This window comes from Candidatus Thioglobus autotrophicus, from assembly GCF_001293165.1.
GTDB lineage: Bacteria > Pseudomonadota > Gammaproteobacteria > PS1 > Pseudothioglobaceae > Thioglobus_A > Thioglobus_A autotrophicus.
Map to the genome: position 1 here is coordinate 779,356 of NZ_CP010552.1, position 14,977 is coordinate 794,332.

Genomic DNA, 14,977 nt, shown 5'->3' on the forward strand with positions numbered 1-14,977 from the left:
TTACCATTCATTTAAATTCAAAAAATTGATTTATATCAAGAAACAATCGTATAATTAACGGTATCATAGCGGCAAATGTAGAATTGCATTGTGATTCTTTATGGCTTGTAAAAAACAAGAGTATTAATTCAAAAAGAGGACTGTTCATGAATTTAACAGAAAAGTATGATTTAGGTGTCGTTAAATGGTTTACGATTATGTCGACTGTTTATTTAGTGGTAGGTACATTATTAGGTGTATACATCGCTTCTGAGTTGGCATTTCCATATCTTAATGATTTAGGCACTGACCTACCATATTTCCAGTTTGGCCGTCTAAGACCACTACACACTAACGCGGTAATTTTCGCCTTTGGTGGCTCAGCATTGATGGCTACAGCCTTTTACATCGTACAAAGAACCAACCAGGTTCGCCTTTGGTCAAACAAAATGGCTTGGTTTACGTTCTGGTCTTGGAATACAGTTATCGTACTGGCAGTGGTAACATTACCTCTAGGCTTAACACAATCTAAAGAGTACGCCGAGCTTGAATGGCCAATTGATATTTTAATTACACTATCATGGGCGTCTTACTTATACAATTTCATTATGACTATCCATATTCGTGACCGCAATAAAGTGCCACACGTCTATGTTGCCAACTGGTTCTTTATGGGCATGATGGTGATGGTCACCTACTTACATGTTGTTAACAACTTATCAATCCCAGTAGATTGGTTTAAATCTTATTCAATTTTCTCTGGCGTACAAGACGCTATGATCCAATGGTGGTGGGGTCATAACGCCGTTGGCTTCTTCTTAACAGCTGGCTTCTTAGGCATTATGTACTACTTTGTGCCTAAGCAAGCAGAACGTCCAATTTACTCGTACCGTTTATCAGTAATTCACTTTTGGGCGTTAATGTTCGGTTATGTGTGGCTAGGTGCTCACCATTTACAATACACAGCCTTGCCAGATTGGGCCGGTTCATTAGGTGCAACCATTTCATTGGCAATGATCATTCCATCATGGGGTGGTGCATTAAACGGAATCTTGACCCTTTCAGGTGCATGGGATCGTTTACGTGAAGACTACATTCTACGTTTTTTAATTATGTCATTAGCTTTCTATGCGATGTCTACTTTCGAAGGGCCAGTGATGGCGGCTAAAAACGTAAATGCTTTATCGCACTATACGGACTGGACTATTGGTCATGTGCATTCGGGTGCTTTAGGTTGGAACATCATGGTAGCGGCAGGTGCGCTATACCACATGATCGAAAAAATGTATAACGTTAGACTGAATCAAAAACTATTAGCAACGCACTTTTGGATTCATACGATTGGCACGGTTACATACATTGTTGCAATGTGGGTATCGGGCATCATGCAAGGCTTGATGTGGAGAGCTTATGATGAGTACGGAACGCTAGCGTACACATTTGCGGAGTCTGTTTCTGCGATGCACCCATACTATGTCATGAGAGCATCAGGCGGTGTATTAATCTTTACCGGTGCAGTTATCATGTTAATCAATATTGTTAGCACAATTCGCCAGTCGAATTCTGTGCAAACAGCTAACGCATAAGAGGAGATAGATCATGTCAAATCATAACGGAAAAGAAAGTTTACAAGTAAAGTTTGAAAAGAACATTTTTGCTATGTACCTGTTTATGGCTCTAGCAGTTTCATTAGCAGGCATTGTGCAAATCGTGCCCTTGTTTACTAATCCAGAAGCAGTTAAAGATGAAGTTACCTTGGCAGATGGCAGTACGCAGAGCCTTTTATGGCAAAGAGCTGAAGGTCAATCTTTAGAAGACTGGAAGCCAGGTGATGGTGTACGTCCTAATACCCCGTTAGAGGTTGCAGGCCGTGATATTTATCAGCGCGAAGGTTGTTTCTTATGTCATTCACAAATGATTCGTCCATTTAGAGATGAGAAAGAGCGTTATGGTCATTTCTCATTAGCGGTAGAGTCTAAGTATGATCACCCATTCCAATGGGGCTCTAAAAGAACAGGTCCTGATTTGGCGCGCTTAGGTGCTAAATACTCAGACGAGTGGCATATTCTTCATTTGCGCCATCCTCAGGCTTTAGTGCCAGAGTCGGTTATGCCTAAGTATAAGTTCTTGGATGATGCAATGGTTGATGGCGAGGAAATTGCCACGCATATGAAAGGATTGTCAAAGGTAGGTGTTCCTTATACAGAAGCTGACATTGCAAGCGCAGTACAAGCGGTTTCAGGCAAAACTGAAATGGATGCTATGGTTGCATACTTGCAGTCATTAGGCGCGATGATTAAATTTGAAGATGGCGTTACCTACCGCGAATAATGACTTTAGTTGATAAAATTGGCGCTGTTACAGCAGTAGTAGTATTTATTTTATTAGCAAGCGCTTATTTTTATTCTTTTAGACCAAAAAATAAGCAGCAATTTGAAGACTTACGAAATTTCGTCAATGATGATGACGAACGTTAAGAGGAGAAAATAATGAGCAAACATGAAAACCCGTACCCAGGTGAGAACAACACAGGACACTTTTGGGATGAAGAGCAAGATTTAAGAGAGTTAAATAATCGTCCACCAAGATGGTACATGCAAGCTATGATGATTGGCATTGTAGCTGTTGTTGTTTATTCATTCTACTATCCAAGTATTCCATGGTTTGGCGATCATTATAAGGGCGCTGCAGGATGGACTCAAATTACAGAAATGAATGAGAGTGTGGCAGAGCTTGAAGCATATCGTGAAAAAAGATTTGCAGCCACTGAAAAGGCGATTGCAGACTCTTCGCTAGAAGATATTGTGCGTGACGATGAACTAAGAACTTACGCTGTCAAAACTGCAAAAACATTATTTGGTGATAACTGTGCCGCTTGTCATGGTGCAGGTGGTCAAGGTAATGCTGGATTCCCAATTTTAGCGGATGATGACTGGCTATATGGCGGGTCACTAGCTAAGATTGAACAAACAATTGCTAATGGTCGAAAAGGTAATATGCCAGCGCGTATGCTTGGTATTACCGATGCACAAGCGGATGAATTGGCAACCTTTTTAATTGAGACAGGCAAAGGCGCTCAAGGCAAGCCAAATCCTGCTTCAAAGGCACTTTACTTGAGTAAAGGTTGTATTGGTTGTCATGGTCCAACAATGGGCGGTAATCAGATGTTAGGCTCAGCTAACTTAAGCGATAGTATTTACCGTTTTAAAGCAGAGGATCAGCACGCTTCAGTGGTTCGCACCATTCTTCATGGTGTTAACCAAGGGAATGATGCACAGACACAAGATGCGATAATGCCAGCATTTGGCCACTCTAGCGTGATCGATGCAGTGCAGCTTAAAAAGCTTGCTGTTTATGTACATCAGCTAGGCGGCGGTACACCCGTTCCAGCGCTTAAAGCAGCAGCTAAATAGCAATAAACCACCTAGATTTTTCAAGGAAAAGACGGGTGGGATTGTTGTAGAAAATATCTCTTAACTGAGGTATTTTTTTTTGCCATTAAAAATATACAAAATACCGAGTTATTTTTTAATAATAGCAATAACTTATTGGTATAATTTGCGTTATTGCCGAAGTAGCACAGTTGGTAGTGCAACTGATTTGTAATCAGTAGGTCACCAGTTCGAGTCCGGTCTTCGGCACCATATCTAAAACCCATAGTTAAAACTATGGGTTTTTTCGTTTTAAATCTTAATTATTGACTCTAAATTGGGCAATTAGAGTTGTTTGACAACAATAATTCTAATTGCTTGATCTGCATCAATTTTTTTATATACAAACCTCTATAAACTTGACAACGAAACTCGGGTAATAACCACAAATCATTCATGGTTATTATCCATTGTTTATTTTTGATTAATAAAAGGAGGGTTGTATGTCACAGGGATTTACAAAGTCCATGGCTCGAAATATTTTTTATGGCGGGTCAATGTTCTTTTTCTTGTTACTTTTGGTGTTGACGTTTGACACGGTGAAGTCTTTGCCGCAAACAGACAACAGAGAAAATTTAACTGAGCAGGTCGCTAAAGGAAAGCATGTTTGGGAGAATAATAACTGTATTGGTTGTCACACGTTAATGGGTGAAGGCGCGTACTTTGCGCCAGAGCTTGGTAATGTTTATAAGCGCATGGGAAATAGTAAAGAAGCGATTATTGCCTTTATTAAGTTCAGGCCAAAAAACGGCATACCAGGAAGACGTAGCATGCCACAATTTAACTTAACAGATGACGAGCTTGATGCAGTTGCAGAGTTTTTGAAATACGTTTCAGAGATCAACAATCAAAATTGGCCGCCTAACATTCAAGGATAAGAGGAATTGATATGAAATATACTTCTCAAATGGTTGCAAAGCCATACTTTATTGCCGCAATTGCACTGTTCGTAGGGCAGATTTTGTTTGGCGTTATTATGGGCATGCAATATGTCGTCGGTGATTTTCTATTCCCAGAAATCCCTTTTAATGTCGCACGTATGGTGCATACTAATCTTCTGATTGTCTGGCTACTATTTGGCTTTATGGGTGCCGCATACTATATGGTGCCTGACGAAGCTGAAACAGAACTGCACAGCCCGTTATTGGCTAAAGTGATGTTTTGGATTTTCTTGGCAGCGGGTGTTGTAACTATATTAGGGTACCTATTGGTGCCTTACGCAACCCTTGCTGAGATTACCATGAACGATCTATTGCCAACAATGGGACGTGAGTTCCTAGAACAGCCCACCATTATTAAAATTGGTATTGTAGTTGTTGCTTTAGCTTTCTTATACAACATTGGTATGACGATTCTTAAGGGTAGAAAGACAGTTATTAACCTGGTGCTAATGATTGGATTAGTTGGTCTGGCGGCATTCTTCCTGTTTGCTTTTTACAACCCTGACAACATCGTACTTGATAAACTATTTTGGTGGTTTGTTGTTCATCTATGGGTTGAAGGTGTTTGGGAGCTTATCTTGGGTTCATTGTTGGCTTACGTGCTTATTAAGACAACGGGTGTCGACCGTGAAGTAATCGAGAAATGGTTGTATGTCATTATTGCCATGGCACTCATTACGGGTTTAATCGGTACAGGACATCATTTCTTCTGGATCGGTACACCAGGTTACTGGCAGTGGTGGGGTTCAATCTTCTCAGCTATGGAGCCTATTCCATTCTTTATGATGACTATTTTTGCCTTCAACATGGTGAACAAACGTCGTCGCCAGCATCCTAATCAAGCCGCTGTATTATGGGCATTGGGTTGTTCAGTAATGGCATTCTTGGGCGCGGGTGTTTGGGGCTTTATGCACACACTATCATTTGTGAATTACTATACACATGGTTCTCAAATTACCGCAGCACACGGACACATGGCTTTTTACGGTGCATACGTGATGATTGTATTAGCAATTATTTCATACGCTATGCCGATGCTTAATGGCCGTAAGGTTGCTAATAGCATGAAGGCCCAAGTAGTAGAGATGTGGTCCTTCTGGTTAATGACCATCTCTATGGTGTTTGTTACTTTGTTCTTAACTGCTGCCGGCATTTTGCAGGTTTATTTACAAAGAATGAATGGAGATGCGTCACTACCATTTATGGTGGTTCAGGATAAGATTGAGATCTTCTACTGGATGCGTGAAGGCGCAGGCATCATATTCTTAATTGGCTTGATTGTTTATGTAGCAAGCTTCTTTGTTGGTAGAGACCAGCCTGAAGCAGAAATGCCTAAATAAACTTTTTAATTAGGATAAGGGGCCGTCTGTTTAACCTCAGACGGCCTTTTTTTTGAATGAATATAAGTAAACGACAATGACTAAAGTAACAAGATATCCGCCCGGTGAGATTATCATTTGGCTGTTTATTATGGCTGAGCTACTAGTGTTTGGTTTATTTTTTGCAGCCTATGCAATAACCCGTATTGATAATATTGAACTGTTTGAGTTGTATCAGCAAAATCTAGATACAACAGCAGCGCTATACAATACGATAGCGCTATTGAGCAGCAGTTATTTTGTTATTAGGTCAGTTATAGCCATCAAGGCAGATGAGCAAAAAAACGCCTATCGATGGATGTTGTTAGCGGTTGTTATGGGTTTGGTTTTTATTGTTATCAAGACTGATGAGTTTGCTCATCATATTGATAATGACATTACCTTAAGCACCAATACGTTCTACATGTTTTATTTATCATTGGCATTTTTTCATTATTTGCATGTGGTTCTAGGGCTGGTTATTTTAGGTGTATTGGCGCGCAATATGAACCAAGGCGTGTACTCTTCTAAAGAGAATTCCAGTGTGGAAACGGGCGCTAGTTATTGGCATATGGTTGATTTAGTTTGGCTAATCTTATTTCCTTTGGTTTATGTAATGTGATGAAGATAAAAAAACAATCAACAATCGTAGAGACAGTAGTTTTTTTGCTATTGATAGTGCTAACCTTGGTGACTTATCAGGTTGGCAAAATGGGGCTGTCTGGCGTTAACATATCCTTAGGTGTGTTTGCTATTGCTCTTTTTAAGGGCGCGCTAATTAGCGAGCATTTTATGCAACTAAAACACGCTAGCGGTCTTTGGCGCTGGATGATTTTAATTTGGCTTATACTGTTGGGTATTGTTATTTACCTAGCATTTACGGCATAGAGAAAATATTATGAATAAACAAAAACAAGACAAAATTCCTTTTTACAAGCCGCAAGGTAATGAAGTAGAGCTGTTTGAACACGCTTATAACAATCAACTGCCATTGTTGATCAAGGGCCCAACAGGTTGCGGAAAAACTCGATTTATTCGCCACATGGCCGCCAAGCTAGATCGACCACTTTATACAGTTGCTTGTCATGATGACTTGACAGCGGCTGATTTAGTGGGCAGACACTTAATTAACGACAAAGGTACTTATTGGTGTGATGGCCCATTAACAAAAGCAGTGAGAGAAGGTGCAATTTGCTATTTGGATGAAGTGGTTGAAGCGCGCAAAGACACAACGGTTGTACTGCACCCCTTAACAGATGACAGGCGTATCTTGCCAATTGAGCGCACCGGTGAGACACTCAGTGCGCCTGAAGAGTTCATGCTGGTTACCTCTTACAATCCAGGCTATCAAAACTTGCTCAAAGGCATGAAACCCAGTACAAGACAGCGTTTTGTTGCTATGAGTTTTGATTTTCCAGATGTGCAAACAGAGATTTTTGTACTCTTGGCAGAAACTGATCTTGACAAAGCCACGGCAGAAAAACTGGTTGGCTTGGCTACTTCTATGCGCGCACTTAAGGATCATGATCTTGAAGAGGCTGCCTCTACTCGACTGTTGATCTATACGGCTACCTTAATTGCCAGCGGTATGCCAATATTGGACGCTTGCAGAGCAGCGTTGGTTGAGCCACTAACTGATGACCAAGAAACCATCGACGCTTTAATGGAAGTTGTTAATGCCACACTCGGATAATAAAAGCACCGCTTTAGCGATTCGCTTTGAGGTGCTGTATTTGCTTAACTTATTGCTATTGCCAGGTATTGCTTTTTTGATCTTGGCTTGGTTTTATCGCCAACATAAAGCGCATCCATCTACTTTGGTTAGATCACACTTGCAGCAAACTTTTTTTACCAGTCTAATTGGCGGCGCACTTATTGTTCTAGTTATTGCTCTACTATTAGTGTTTGGCGGATTTTCTAGCTCTTATATATGGATGTGGATTATTTTGTATTTCACTTTGGCGCACTCAACGCTAGTGGTATTTGGCGCCCTGGGATTAGCAAAGGCCATGTCATCGCAATCATGGCGTTATCCAATCATTGGCTTGCCTTTGCCTAAGGATAATTAAATGGAAGAGCGAGTTGGTGAAATTTGGCATAATTTTATTACGCGTCTAGCGGATAAAAATTATCCGGATGCTGAAGTTGAGCTGGTTAATATTAAAAAAACCATTGGCATTTTCTTTCGCGCCTTGGGTGGAGATGGCTCGCTCAGCGTGGCACAAACAGATGAAAGTGAATACACCTCAGAGCGTAGTTTTTTAAAACGTATTGCTCGTAGTAGTGAGAAATACGAGTTTGCTTGGATAGATGAAAACTCACTGCGCCTTCCTAAGGTGATTGATTATTTCCCAACCAAAGCGCTTAATAAAGATTTATATCTTTGGTTGGCGGCACTCGCCTCAATTTCTAAACAATCCGATAGCTGGATTATTGACAATCAATTGCGTACTCAGTGTGCATTAGCGGCGTTTCCAGGCCTAAAAAATCTATACCAAAGACTATTAACTGCACATTTAGAGCAGCGCCCAGAGCTAGACAAGATATCCAAAGACGAACAAAAAACAGAGAGTATTATCCTGCAAGCGCTTAATCATTCTGGCAGTGTTGTTGCATTGCCAAAAAGCAAATACATGCCTAGGCCAGTCACACTTTGGCTGCATCCAAATCCACCTAATGCGCTTCAAAAAGGTGATCAAGAAAACTTAAAAGACAGCGACAACCAAAGAACAGATAAGCAAAAAGACGCCACCGATATTGGCAAGAAACAAGCTAAGCGTGTTGATAGCCCAGATGAGGTTCGAGGCTTGATTACCGTGCGCATGGAAAACCTGTTTACTTGGGGTGAGTTTGCCAATATGGATAGGTCCACCGATGATGATGAAGATCCTGAAAATGCCAAAGATGTTGCTAAAGATTTAGATGGGCTGGCCATTGCCAGAAATCAGCGCGCCTCTAAAGTACAAATGAAATTTGATCTTGATTTGCCTTCAGAGGCCATGGATGATGAAGTGCTGGAAGAGGGTGTTTTGTTGCCAGAATGGGATTGGAAAAAACAAACCCTAATTCAAGACAAGTGCCAAGTAGTGAGTATGGTGTCGACCCAACAGCAAGACACAAGCCTGCCAGACCATTTAAAGGCTACTGCTAAAAAGTTACGTAACCAATTTCAAGCTATTACACCAGCACGTACTTGGCATTACGCACAAAGCGATGGCCAAGAAGTAGACTTGGATGCTTATTTGAAATTTAAGTCAGATTTGATGGCTGGACAACATGATGGAAAGTCAAACCTGTATAAAGAGCTGAGCAGTGGCGCTAGAGATTTGTCTTGTTTGTTGTTGGCCGATTTATCCTTATCCACGGACACTTGGGTAAATAATGACTCGCGCGTGATTGACGTGATTCAAGATAGCTTATATTTGTTTGCTGAAAGTTTAAACGCCACAGGCGACCGATTTGGTATGGTTGGGTTTTCTTCTAGAAAGACCAATCCTATTCGTATTCACACACTCAAAACTTTTGATGAAAAATACAGCGGCAAAATTCGATCACGAATTGCACAGATTAAGCCAGGCTATTACACGCGCATGGGCGCTGGCATTCGTCATGCCGCCAATCTTTTAAAAGAACAGGTTGCTACTCAGCAATTGCTACTTATCTTAACGGATGGCAAGCCTAATGATTTAGACATGTATGAAGGGCGCTACGGCATTGAAGATACTAAGCAAGCTATTTTGTCTGCTCGAGCTATGGGGCTTAAAGTTTTTTGTGTAACAATTGACGAAAAGGGTAATGACTATTTACCTAATTTATTTGGCACTAATGGCTATGCACTGGTTAGAAAGGTAACTGACTTGCCAAAAACGCTGCCAATGCTCTATGCGCGATTAACACTTTAAATTTACCCGTCTAAAATCAAAAAATCTGAATTTTTTATAAGTATAAGAAGAAAAGCCAGAAAACGTCGTTTTTAACGAATAAACAAGGTTTTTAAGGCCTGTTTTGGTGTCAAAACCCCTATTATTGTTAGATTAGAGGCTGATTTGGATTATTTCTGAAATTTTTACAATACGCTTAGTGATGGGCGCATTCACTGGTTTTAAAAAAGGCACAATTCGAGCCTGTTACCGGATCGCAATAAGTGCATAGTTCGTCACCATTATCCAGTCTGATTTTTTTGTTGTCTAAGAAGACGCCTTCTTTTTTTAGTTCAGATAGTGCTCTAGAGAATGATTCTGGTTGCATGCCCAAATAAGCAGCAGTTAGAGATTTGGGATATGGCAACTCAAAAGTGGCGTTAACCTTAGAGTGCACCAAGTACCAGCCAACTTTTTCCTTGGCTGTTTTAAGTTTTAAGACCTCTGCACTAAGCATGAGACTTTGTACGCTATCGGCTAAAAATTGAACAATATTGAGCGAGAACTGATGATGGCTGGCCATCATTTTGGCAATTGCTTCTTGGGTAAAGTAAAACAGGGTTGTATTTTTTACAAAATCTGCTGCTACGTCATAATGTGGAGAGAAATGCATAGGCGAGACGACATCTTTTTTATCGACTATTTTTAGCACGATTTCATCGCCACGCTCATCAATTTTGGTGAGTTTAAATAGGCCCTCAAAATTAATATACACCCTAGCATGCTCTTTGGCATTAAAAGTGACAATTTCACTTTTATGAAATTGTTTAATTTGTAAAGTGTCAAATAGCGGCTGTAATTCTTCTTTAGTTAGGTTGTTGAAAATGGGCAACCTGAGAAGATAGCTATGATAACGTTCGAGATGTTTTTTAGTAGGAATCATGGGTGGAATTGTAGCAGAGAAGTGGAGATATGGTTCAAATTATTTATTATTTATTGATTTAGATCAAGGGTTTATTATTGATTATTGATACAATTAAATCCTCTCCCCCGGGGTTGATCGAACAATTGGCCCCACCCTATTAAAACAAGTCCCTGTTGAATGTCTCAGGGATTTTTTATGAGCAGAGTAACATGAGTTTATTTGATTTGGCACTGATTAAAAAATATGATCGCTCTGGACCGAGGTATACCTCTTACCCAACGGCGAATAATTTCTCAGCATTTACTCAAAACGATTATCAAAATCAAGTGAAGTTGAGTAACGAACGCCAAGGGCCGATTTCGTTATATTGCCATATTCCATTTTGCAATACTGTGTGTTTTTATTGTGGCTGTAACAAGGTTGTTACCAAAGATAAAAGCAAAGCCGAGCCTTATTTAGACGCCTTATTTAAAGAGATTGATAGGCAAGGCGCCCTGTTTGATTCTAAGCGTCAAGTAGAGCAAATGCATTTTGGTGGTGGTACGCCTACTTTTTTATCAAACCAACAAATTGTACGTCTTAGTGAAAAGCTTCAAAGTGTTTTTAATTTTTCAAAACACGGCGAATATTCGATTGAAATTGACCCGAGAGGGGTTGATGAAGACACGATTAAAGCCTTGGCAAAGGCACGTTTTAATCGTATTAGTCTAGGTGTACAAGATTTTAATGCAGACGTGCAAAAAGCGGTTAATCGTATTCAGAGTTTTGAGCAAACGCGCTCTGTGATTGATCTGGCTCGCGATAACGGTTTTCAGTCAATTAGTGTTGATTTGATTTACGGCTTGCCAAAGCAGTCTGTTGAAAGTTTTAAAACCACACTTAATCAGATTAACGAGTTGAAACCTGATCGAATATCTTTGTTTAATTATGCACACTTGCCGGAGTTATTTAAGCCGCAGCGACGTATTGATGTTCTAGAGTTGCCAAATGCGGATGAAAAGCTGGCTATTTTTCAATATTCGATGGATTTTTTACTGGATCAAGGCTATGTTTATATTGGCATGGATCATTTTGCTTTGCCAGAAGACCCTCTGGCCATTGCTCAGCAGCAAGGGCACTTGTATCGGAATTTTCAGGGTTATTCCACGCATGCTGATTGTGATATTGTCGGCCTAGGATTAAGCTCTATTGGCCAGGTTGGTGATAGCTTTTCTCAGAATGAGAAAAATCTAGAGCAGTATTATGCAAGAATCGAGTCGGGGGATTTACCCGTTATTAAGGGTCAGATGATCCAGGCTGACGACAAAATTAGACGCGCCGTTATTATGGATTTGATTTGCCATTTTGAGCTGGATTTTGCCAAAATTGAAACAGCCTTTAATATTAATTTTAACGACTACTTTACTGATTCTTTAGAAGGCTTACGCGAGATGCATGATGATGGTCTTATTGAGCTGACCGGGCATTCAATTAAGGTGATGGAAAAAGGCAAGTTGTTGATTCGTAATATCTGCATGGTATTTGATGCCTACCTAACTAGTAGTAAAACCCAGTTTTCTAAAACGATCTAATAATATCAAAATCGTTGGTTAAGTCCAATGCAAAGGTGTTTTTTTCTAGATTAGGGTTGAGTATCATCTCGCTAAAAACCACTTGAATGTTTTGCCCTAAGGTGTTTGTTAGGCGCAGCGCATGTAGTGAGTTGTTGCGAAACCCGAAGCTAAGTTGGTTGCTTTGCTGAGTTTGGTACCAATTAACGCCGAGTTTGCTGTGGGTGTATTTTGGCAAATTTTTAAGCTGTTCAGGGCGATTAATAAGCCAATATAAAGGTGTGCCCTTTAACTCGCTAATAGCTCGCTGACTGGCCTGCTCCAGCTCAGTATCGACCAGCCATAATTCTTGATTATGTAGTAATAAAGTTTGTTCAATGGGTGAGTTGGTTTGCCAAATAAAAGACGCAGGCCGCTCAAAGCGTAGATAGCCAGAAGTCTTACTAATAGGCGTATTAGCATCGTTATAAGTTTGCTGTGTAAAGTCAGCACTCAGCGTTTCGAGCGAACTAAAAAACGCCTCGAATTCATTATTAGCCATAGCGATACTACAGAAGCATAAGGCCAGTGCGCCTAGAAAATTAGCCATCGGTACTGATTGGTTCTGGCGCCAATACTTGGCGGTTGCCTGCACTATTCATGGTGCTTACAACACCAGCTGATTCCATGTCTTCGATAATACGCGCTGCACGGTTGTAGCCAATACGCATACGGCGTTGTAAGCTGGAAATAGAGGCTCTGCGTGATGAAGTAACGATTTGCACTGCCTCATCATACAATGGATCCATTTCCCCACCAGAGCTTGAGGTGGTGCCCGTGCTTTCATGCGAATCTTGTGATTCGCTATGGGCGTTTAAAATACCATCAAGATAGTTAGTTTCTGAATTTTCCTTTAAGAAATTAACCACGCGTAAAATTTCATCATCATCAACAAAGGCGCCGTGTACGCGAGTCAGGTGTGCCATACCAGGGCTCATATAAAGCATGTCACCCATACCGAGTAATTGTTCAGCACCGCCCTGATCAAGGATAGTGCGAGAATCAACCTTGCTAGAAACCTTGAAGGCAATGCGAGTTGGCACGTTGGATTTAATCAAACCGGTAATCACATCAACACTTGGACGCTGTGTGGCGATGATAATATGAATGCCAGCAGCTCGTGCTTTTTGAGCTAGGCGCACAATCAATGCCTCAACGCGCTTGGCTTTGGCACGATCCTCTTGAGCCAAAGCGCCTAGCATGTCGGCGTATTCATCAATCACTAGCATGATGAGTGGGAGTGCTTCTAATTCTGGCGCCACTTCACCCTCTTCAGCGGTATTTTTATTGAAGCTTGGGTCTAGTAATGGTGTGCCTTGCTCTTTGGCTTTTTTGAGTTTTTCATTAAAACCATCGATATTGCGAACACCAAACTTTGCCAGCAACGAATAACGACGCTCCATCTCATTAACACACCACCAAAGCGCTGAAGCTGCTTCATTCATGTCGGTCACAACAGGTGTTAATAGGTGTGGTATATCTGCATAAATAGCCAACTCAACAATTTTAGGGTCGATCATAATAATACGAACCTCGTCCGGCTTAGCCTTGTAAAGTACGCTTAAAATCATGGCGTTTAAGCCAACTGATTTACCCATGCCTGTGGCACCTGCCACTAACAAATGTGGCATTTTTGCCAGATTTGCAACAATAGGGTTGCCGTTAATGTCCTTGCCTAGTCCCATGGAAAGTGTTGAGCTAGAGTTGGCAAATGCTTCAGAAGCGAGCACTTCTTTCAGGCTGATCATCTCTCGCACTTCATTGGGAATTTCCAGGCCAATAACCGGTTTGCCAGGAATAACATCCACAATACGCACACTTTCAACCAATAAAGCACGTGCCAAATCTTTATTGAGATTCATGATTTGTGAAACCTTAACACCGGGTGCTAAGGAGAGTTCAAATTGGGTAACGACCGGTCCTGGAGTGACCGTGGTAATGGTCACGTCGAAGCCAAAATCTTTGAGCTTTATTTCGACTTGGCGCGACATGTCTTCCAATACTTGCTTGGAAAATCCACTATTCTTATTGGCTGGTTCATCGAGTAAGTCCAAACTTGGCAAGCCTGCAACTGTCGCAGTGTTAAAGAGATTTGAAGAGGCGATCTTTTTGATTTTTTTGGATTGAGTGTTTTTTACTTTAGCCACGACGCTAGGCTTTGTTATTGGCTTAGGCGTGATTTTAAGTTTTTCTGGTTTATTGAGTTTTGCCTTGGCTCGCTGCGTTTGAATTTTGGCCAAAAAAGCACCTAAAGTATTATGAGTCGAAGAAAAAATATTAATCCAAGAAGCGCTAGCCACAATGCTAAAACTCACCATCATAATGCCTAAGTAAACAACCAATGAAGCGCCACCAAATAGCAGGCCAAAGTAGTCGTGCATGCTAATCCCTAGGTAGCCACCTGAAGCGCCAGTATGGGTAAAATTTTGAGCTAGAAAGGCACTGCTAAAAGCAATTAAAATTATCAGCGCAAGATTGCGAATGACGATAAGCATCTTGGGTGATTTGGGCTGTTCTGCAGTTTTATGTACGCACCAGCCAAACCAGGTAAGTGCGATGGGAATAATGTAGGCGCTAAAGCCAAAAATGGATAGGGAGATATCACTTAAATAAGCGCCAAATATACCTGCCAAGTTAGCGACTGAGGTGTCGAGCGCTATATCGCCAGACCAAGGGTTTTCATGGGGAGAGTGGGTAAAAAGTGCTGCAAAATACACCAGACCGATTGCCACCAAAGTAATAAATAATATTTCGCTACTGGCTTTTGTGCGTGGCTTTTGTCGGTTTTTTTTGGCTTTTATTGAGGTATTTTTTTTCAAGGGGATTTGCGCTTGCTTTATAATGTTTGAATCTAAAAGACTGATTTTGGTCTGGTTATAAGTATAAAGGATTGA

15 protein-coding genes and 1 tRNA gene are annotated in these 14,977 nt (G+C 40.9%); 13 read left to right on the forward strand and 3 right to left on the reverse strand.

The annotated features are described in order from the left end of the window. Positions 1 to 146: 146 nt before the first annotated feature. From ccoN to SP60_RS04240, 12 genes are all read left to right on the forward strand, one after another. Positions 147 to 1,565, forward strand: coding sequence for a cytochrome-c oxidase, cbb3-type subunit I (gene ccoN / locus SP60_RS04190; protein WP_053951432.1), 1,419 nt, complete (start codon positions 147 to 149; stop codon positions 1,563 to 1,565). Between the two features lie 13 nt (positions 1,566 to 1,578). Beyond that, positions 1,579 to 2,310: a cytochrome-c oxidase, cbb3-type subunit II gene (gene ccoO / locus SP60_RS04195; RefSeq protein WP_053951433.1), complete on the forward strand. Its 732-nt coding sequence runs from the start codon at positions 1,579 to 1,581 to the stop codon at positions 2,308 to 2,310. After that, entirely contained in the window at positions 2,310 to 2,456 is a 147-nt protein-coding gene (locus SP60_RS08335) for a cbb3-type cytochrome c oxidase subunit 3 (RefSeq protein ID WP_144418588.1), read from the forward strand. The genes ccoO and SP60_RS08335 overlap by 1 nt, the downstream gene beginning before the upstream one ends. Positions 2,457 to 2,468: 12 nt before the next feature. Then, positions 2,469 to 3,392, forward strand: a complete 924-nt coding sequence (gene ccoP / locus SP60_RS04200) for a cytochrome-c oxidase, cbb3-type subunit III (RefSeq protein WP_053951434.1) — start codon at positions 2,469 to 2,471, stop codon at positions 3,390 to 3,392. 155 nt (positions 3,393 to 3,547) lie between these two features. Continuing rightward, positions 3,548 to 3,623: transfer RNA gene (locus SP60_RS04205), tRNA-Thr, on the forward strand. Between the two features lie 230 nt (positions 3,624 to 3,853). Next, positions 3,854 to 4,288 (forward strand): c-type cytochrome, encoded by a 435-nt coding sequence (locus tag SP60_RS04210; protein WP_053951435.1) that lies wholly within the window; start codon positions 3,854 to 3,856, stop codon positions 4,286 to 4,288. A gap of 11 nt (positions 4,289 to 4,299) precedes the next feature. Then, complete coding sequence (locus SP60_RS04215; RefSeq protein ID WP_053951436.1) at positions 4,300 to 5,691, forward strand: cbb3-type cytochrome c oxidase subunit I; 1,392 nt, start codon at positions 4,300 to 4,302, stop codon at positions 5,689 to 5,691. A 76-nt stretch (positions 5,692 to 5,767) separates the two neighbouring features. Continuing rightward, complete coding sequence (locus SP60_RS04220; protein WP_053951437.1) at positions 5,768 to 6,331, forward strand: cytochrome c oxidase subunit 3 family protein; 564 nt, start codon at positions 5,768 to 5,770, stop codon at positions 6,329 to 6,331. After that, the gene (locus SP60_RS04225) at positions 6,331 to 6,597 is read left to right on the forward strand and encodes a cytochrome C oxidase subunit IV family protein (RefSeq protein ID WP_053951438.1); all 267 of its coding nucleotides are present in this window, start codon (positions 6,331 to 6,333) and stop codon (positions 6,595 to 6,597) included. Before SP60_RS04220 ends, SP60_RS04225 begins: the two co-directional genes overlap by 1 nt. A gap of 10 nt (positions 6,598 to 6,607) precedes the next feature. Continuing rightward, positions 6,608 to 7,402 (forward strand): CbbQ/NirQ/NorQ/GpvN family protein, encoded by a 795-nt coding sequence (locus SP60_RS04230; protein ID WP_053951439.1) that lies wholly within the window; start codon positions 6,608 to 6,610, stop codon positions 7,400 to 7,402. Next, complete coding sequence (locus tag SP60_RS04235; protein ID WP_053951440.1) at positions 7,386 to 7,778, forward strand: magnetosome magnetite crystal formation protein family; 393 nt, start codon at positions 7,386 to 7,388, stop codon at positions 7,776 to 7,778. The genes SP60_RS04230 and SP60_RS04235 overlap by 17 nt, the downstream gene beginning before the upstream one ends. After that, complete coding sequence (locus tag SP60_RS04240) at positions 7,779 to 9,611, forward strand: nitric oxide reductase activation protein NorD (RefSeq protein ID WP_053951441.1); 1,833 nt, start codon at positions 7,779 to 7,781, stop codon at positions 9,609 to 9,611. Between the two features lie 175 nt (positions 9,612 to 9,786). Here the strand turns inward: SP60_RS04240 and SP60_RS04245 are convergent, their stop codons facing one another. After that, positions 9,787 to 10,461, reverse strand: coding sequence for a Crp/Fnr family transcriptional regulator (locus SP60_RS04245; protein WP_158403327.1), 675 nt, complete (start codon positions 10,459 to 10,461; stop codon positions 9,787 to 9,789). Positions 10,462 to 10,703: 242 nt separating this feature from the next. On the opposite strand from SP60_RS04245, the gene hemN reads away from it, so the two are divergent. Beyond that, positions 10,704 to 12,065 (forward strand): oxygen-independent coproporphyrinogen III oxidase, encoded by a 1,362-nt coding sequence (gene hemN, locus SP60_RS04250; RefSeq protein ID WP_053951443.1) that lies wholly within the window; start codon positions 10,704 to 10,706, stop codon positions 12,063 to 12,065. Here hemN and SP60_RS04255 read toward each other — a convergent pair. Both SP60_RS04255 and SP60_RS04260 read right to left on the reverse strand, forming a co-directional pair. Continuing rightward, positions 12,052 to 12,633: a LolA family protein gene (locus SP60_RS04255; protein WP_053951444.1), complete on the reverse strand. Its 582-nt coding sequence runs from the start codon at positions 12,631 to 12,633 to the stop codon at positions 12,052 to 12,054. The two genes, hemN and SP60_RS04255, sit on opposite strands and share 14 nt — an antisense overlap. Further along, positions 12,626 to 14,902: a DNA translocase FtsK gene (locus tag SP60_RS04260; protein WP_053951445.1), complete on the reverse strand. Its 2,277-nt coding sequence runs from the start codon at positions 14,900 to 14,902 to the stop codon at positions 12,626 to 12,628. The genes SP60_RS04255 and SP60_RS04260 overlap by 8 nt, the downstream gene beginning before the upstream one ends. Positions 14,903 to 14,977: the final 75 nt, after the last annotated feature.